Origin of the sequence: Streptomyces murinus (genome assembly GCF_002154555.1) — a bacterium.
Taxonomy (GTDB): domain Bacteria; phylum Actinomycetota; class Actinomycetes; order Streptomycetales; family Streptomycetaceae; genus Streptomyces; species Streptomyces murinus.
The window spans coordinates 1-3,747 of the sequence record NZ_MUNF01000036.1 but is presented as its reverse complement, the minus strand read 5'-3'; the positions used below and the strand labels follow the sequence as shown (position 1 = coordinate 3,747).

The 3,747-nt window shown below is 71.8% G+C and carries 5 protein-coding genes; 2 read left to right on the top strand and 3 right to left on the bottom strand.

From position 1 onward, the window contains the following. Positions 1-106 precede the first annotated feature (106 nt). Positions 107-601 carry a DUF3145 domain-containing protein gene (locus CCN72_RS02990; protein WP_037661510.1) on the bottom strand — a complete coding sequence of 165 codons (495 nt, stop codon included), beginning with the start codon at positions 599-601 and terminating at the stop codon, positions 107-109. Positions 602-857: 256 nt separating this feature from the next. Between CCN72_RS02990 and CCN72_RS02985 the strand changes: the two genes are divergently transcribed. Further along, positions 858-1,742 (top strand): SGNH/GDSL hydrolase family protein, encoded by an 885-nt coding sequence (locus CCN72_RS02985; RefSeq protein WP_086806201.1) that lies wholly within the window; start codon positions 858-860, stop codon positions 1,740-1,742. A gap of 16 nt (positions 1,743-1,758) precedes the next feature. Here the strand turns inward: CCN72_RS02985 and CCN72_RS02980 are convergent, their stop codons facing one another. Beyond that, positions 1,759-2,214, bottom strand: coding sequence for an SRPBCC family protein (locus tag CCN72_RS02980; RefSeq protein WP_086806200.1), 456 nt, complete (start codon positions 2,212-2,214; stop codon positions 1,759-1,761). A gap of 46 nt (positions 2,215-2,260) precedes the next feature. Here CCN72_RS02980 and CCN72_RS02975 point away from each other — a divergent pair, with 46 nt between their 5' ends. Then, positions 2,261-3,238, top strand: a complete 978-nt coding sequence (locus CCN72_RS02975) for an aldose epimerase family protein (protein WP_086806199.1) — start codon at positions 2,261-2,263, stop codon at positions 3,236-3,238. 52 nt (positions 3,239-3,290) lie between these two features. Here CCN72_RS02975 and CCN72_RS02970 read toward each other — a convergent pair whose 3' ends face one another. Continuing rightward, positions 3,291-3,647, bottom strand: coding sequence for a hypothetical protein (locus CCN72_RS02970; RefSeq protein WP_208637900.1), 357 nt, complete (start codon positions 3,645-3,647; stop codon positions 3,291-3,293). Between the last annotated feature and the right edge of the window lie 100 nt (positions 3,648-3,747).

Genomic DNA, 3,747 nt, shown 5'->3' with positions numbered 1-3,747 from the left:
CAACGACCACTAGAACTAAAGGCTGGTGGGGGCCCTTCCTCGTGCACGCGAACGAACGCCTACGAAAGCGGATGAACGTGGATGAACGCGGTGCAACCTGCCGTGCTCAGACCACCTGGTGCAGCCACCGCACCGGCGCGCCCTCACCGGCGTACCGGAACGGCTCCAGTTCGTCGTCCCACGGCTTGCCGAGCAGCTTGGCGATCTCGGCCTCCAGGTCGGTCTCCTCGCGCTGGGAGCGGGTGAGGGCGGCGCGCAGGCGGTCCTCGGGGATGAGGATGTCGCCGTGGATACCGGTGACGGCGTGGAAGATGCCCAGGTCGGGGGTGCAGCTGTAGCGCTCGCCCTCGGCGGTGGCGCAGGGCTCCGCGGTGACCTCGAAGCGCAGCAGATGCCAGCCGCGCAGCGCGGAGGCCAGCTTGGAGGCGGTGCCGGGCCGGCCCTGCCAGGAGAACTCCGAGCGCCAGGTGCCGGGGGCGGCGGGCTGCCGGATCCAGTCGAGGTTGACGCGCGTGCCGAGCACCCCGGCGATGGCCCACTCGACGTGCGGGCACAGCGCGCGCGGCGCGGAGTGCACGTACAGAACTCCACGTGTCGTCACCGGAACCTCCGGGCAGAGCGGGACATCTTGCTGGCTTGCCGGCGGCCGTTGCACCACGGCCGCGCTGATGGCGAGGCTACCTTGCGGCGGGGCAAGGAGTGTGACGTACCGTCGGTCCCGGTGCCAGGAATCCTTCACCATTCACCCAGGGGGACGCTTGTACGGGCCCCGTTCGTTCCAGCGGACCCGACGCCGGGAACCCTCGCACGTTGTTATGGGGGAAAGCACCCGACTTCGAACGAGGAGAGCACCAGCAATGCCGAAGCGAAGCCACCGGGCGCGGCTCGCCCTGGCCGTGGCGGCGGCCACCGTGCTGGGCGCCGCCGGGTGCGACGCCCAGGGCTCGCCCGCGGCCAGGGCCACCGGGGCACGGGCCGCCAAGGCGCCGGTGTGGAACCGCAGTCCGGCCTCGATCGCCGCGGTCGGCGACTCCATCACCCGGGGCTTCGACGCGTGCACGGTGCTGTCCGACTGCCCCGAGGTGTCCTGGGCGACGGGCAGCGACGCCCAGGTGGAGAGTCTGGCGGTACGGCTCCTCGGCGCGGCGGGCGCGGCCACGCACAGCTGGAACTACGCGATGACGGGCGCCCGAATGGCGGATCTTTCGCAGCAGATGGCCGATGCGGCGAGTCGCGACCCGGAACTGGTCACCGTGATGGTCGGCGCGAACGACGCCTGCCGGTCCTCCACCCGGGCGATGACCCCGGTGGCCGGGTTCCGCGCGGACTTCGAGGAGGCCCTGCGCACCCTGCGCGCGACCGCCCCGAAGACACAGGTGTACGTCGCGAGCGTGCCGAACCTGAAGCGGCTCTGGGAGCAGGGCCGGGGCAATCCGCTGGGCAAGGAGGTCTGGAAGCTCGGCATCTGCCCCTCGATGCTGGGCGACGCCGACGACCTGGGCGAGGCGGCCGAGCACCGGCGCGACCAGGTCGAGGACCGGGTGGTGGCCTACAACAAGGTGCTGAAGGAGGTCTGCGCCACCGACCGCCGCTGCCGCTTCGACGGCAACGCGGTGTACGACTACCGCTTCGACACCGACCAGCTCAGCCACTGGGACTGGTTCCACCCCAGCAGGGACGGCCAGGCCCGGCTGGCGTCGATCGCCTACCGGACGGTCACGGCCGCCGGCCCGGTGGCGTAGCGCCCGCGCCGTCGGCCTACCCCTCGTACCGGGCCAGTTCGGCGGTCAGGCGGCGCATGACCGTGTGGTTGGCGCGGCGCATCGTGGCGCGCACGACGGGGGCCAGCAGGCGTTCGGACAGCGGTGCGCACAGCCAGGTGTAGGTGAAGGAGACCCGGCTGCCGGCGCCGTCCGGGAGCGGGGCGATGGTGTATATGCCATGGGCCTGACGGCGGCCGCCGGCGCTGACGTTGTGCTCGACGATGCGGTGCGGCGGCTCGGAGTTGATGACTTCGATACTGACGTCGGTCCGCGTGCCGCCCAGGGCGGCGGTGACGGTGGCACGGGCGCCGAAGCCGCGGCTCGGGCCGCTGTAGCGCCAGTCGGTCAGATAGTGGTCGGTGAACCGCTCGTGGTGGGCCATCACTTCGAGGAAGTCATGGACCCGCGCGGGCGGGTACGGAACCTCGGTCGACACGGTCACGGGTCGCATGCCCGGCACGCTACAGAGCCCCGCGCCGGTCACCTAGGGTTTCGGCATGAGCGAACTCTTCGGCACACTTCCCGACGGCACCGAGGTCCACCGCTGGACGCTTCAGCGGAGCGGGACGCGGGTGGAGGTTCTGACGTACGGCGGGATCGTGCGCTCCGTGGAGGTGCCGGACCGGGAGGGGCGGACGGCGGACGTGGTGCTCGGGTTCGCCGGTCTCGACGGCTATCTCGCGCATCCGGAGCCGTATCTGGGCGCGTTGATCGGGCGGTACGCCAACCGGCTCGCGGGGGCGCGGTTCCCGCTGGACGACGTGGTGTACGCCCTGGAGCCGAACGAGGGGCCCAATGTGCTGCACGGAGGTGCGCGCGGGTTCGACAAGCGGGTGTGGAAGGCGGCTGGCGTCGAGCACGGGGTGCGGCTGGCCCGGGTGAGCCCGCACGGCGAGGAGGGCTTCCCCGGCCGGCTCGACGTGGCGGTGACGTACACGCTGGACGCCGACGGTGCGCTGCGGATCGCGTACGAGGCGAGGACGGACGCCCCGACGGTGATCGCGCTCACCAGCCACGGCTACTTCAACCTGGCCGGTTCCGGGGCGGGTTCGGCGGCCGGGCACGAACTGCGGCTGGCCGCCTCCCGGTTGACGCCGACCGGCGAGGATCTGATCCCCACCGGCGAGCTGCGTGAGGTGGCCGGCTCGCGCTTCGACTTCCGTAGTGCCCGCAAGGTGGGCACGGGGTACGACCACAACTTCGTGCTGGACAAGGGGGTTACCGTGGCACCCGAGCAGGTCGCCGAGCTGCACGACCCGTCGTCCGGCCGTACCCTCACCGTCGCGACGACCGAGCCCGGCCTCCAGCTCTACACCGGCGACCATCTCCCGGCGCCCTTCGCCCCCTGCGACGGGATCGCCCTGGAGACCCAGCACTTCCCGGACTCCCCGAACCATCCGGACTTCCCGTCCACGGTGCTGCGCCCCGGCGAGGTGTACCGGTCGGAGACGGTGTACGGCTTCTCCGTGCGCTGACGGGTGCCCCGCGGGTGTCCCCCGGCCGGCGCCGGCCGGGGGACACCGCTGCTCACGCCGAGGCGGCCCGCCCGGTGATCGGGCAGGTGCCGGCCGCGGCGGCGCCGAAGGCGGCGGTGTGCGCGGGTGCCGTGCCGCCGATCTGCTGGAGGATCTCCTTCGAGAGCAGGTCCTCCCTGCCCTTGAGCGCGTCCGCGACGTCGAGGGCGGCGTTGAAGACCATCTCGGCGGCCACGTTGTCCTGCACGATGCGGGCCAGGTTCTCCAGGGCCACGCCGATCGGGTCGGCGGGGGTCTCCGCGGTCGGCAGGTCGATGAGGTGGGTGTTCACCTTGGCCTGGTTCATGGTGCGCCGGATGATGATGGACGCCTGGTTGAGTTCGGCGGTGGTCCAGATCGACAGCACCATGACGTACAGGTCGCTCCACGCCTGCTCGCCGATCCGCGCCCGCCACCGCGCAGATCACCGGGATCGAAGCGCTGATGAAGCGGTGGCGGGCGCGGATCGG

Excerpts from the sequence above, each read along its gene's own strand:
- CCN72_RS02985 (WP_086806201.1), top strand. The coding sequence starts at position 858 with ATGCCGAAGCGAAGCCACCGGGCGCGGCTCGCCCTGGCCGTGGCGGCG.
- CCN72_RS02975 (WP_086806199.1), top strand. The coding sequence starts at position 2,261 with ATGAGCGAACTCTTCGGCACACTTCCCGACGGCACCGAGGTCCACCGC.
- CCN72_RS02970 (WP_208637900.1), bottom strand. The coding sequence starts at position 3,647 with ATGGTGCTGTCGATCTGGACCACCGCCGAACTCAACCAGGCGTCCATC.
- CCN72_RS02980 (WP_086806200.1), bottom strand. The coding sequence starts at position 2,214 with ATGCGACCCGTGACCGTGTCGACCGAGGTTCCGTACCCGCCCGCGCGG.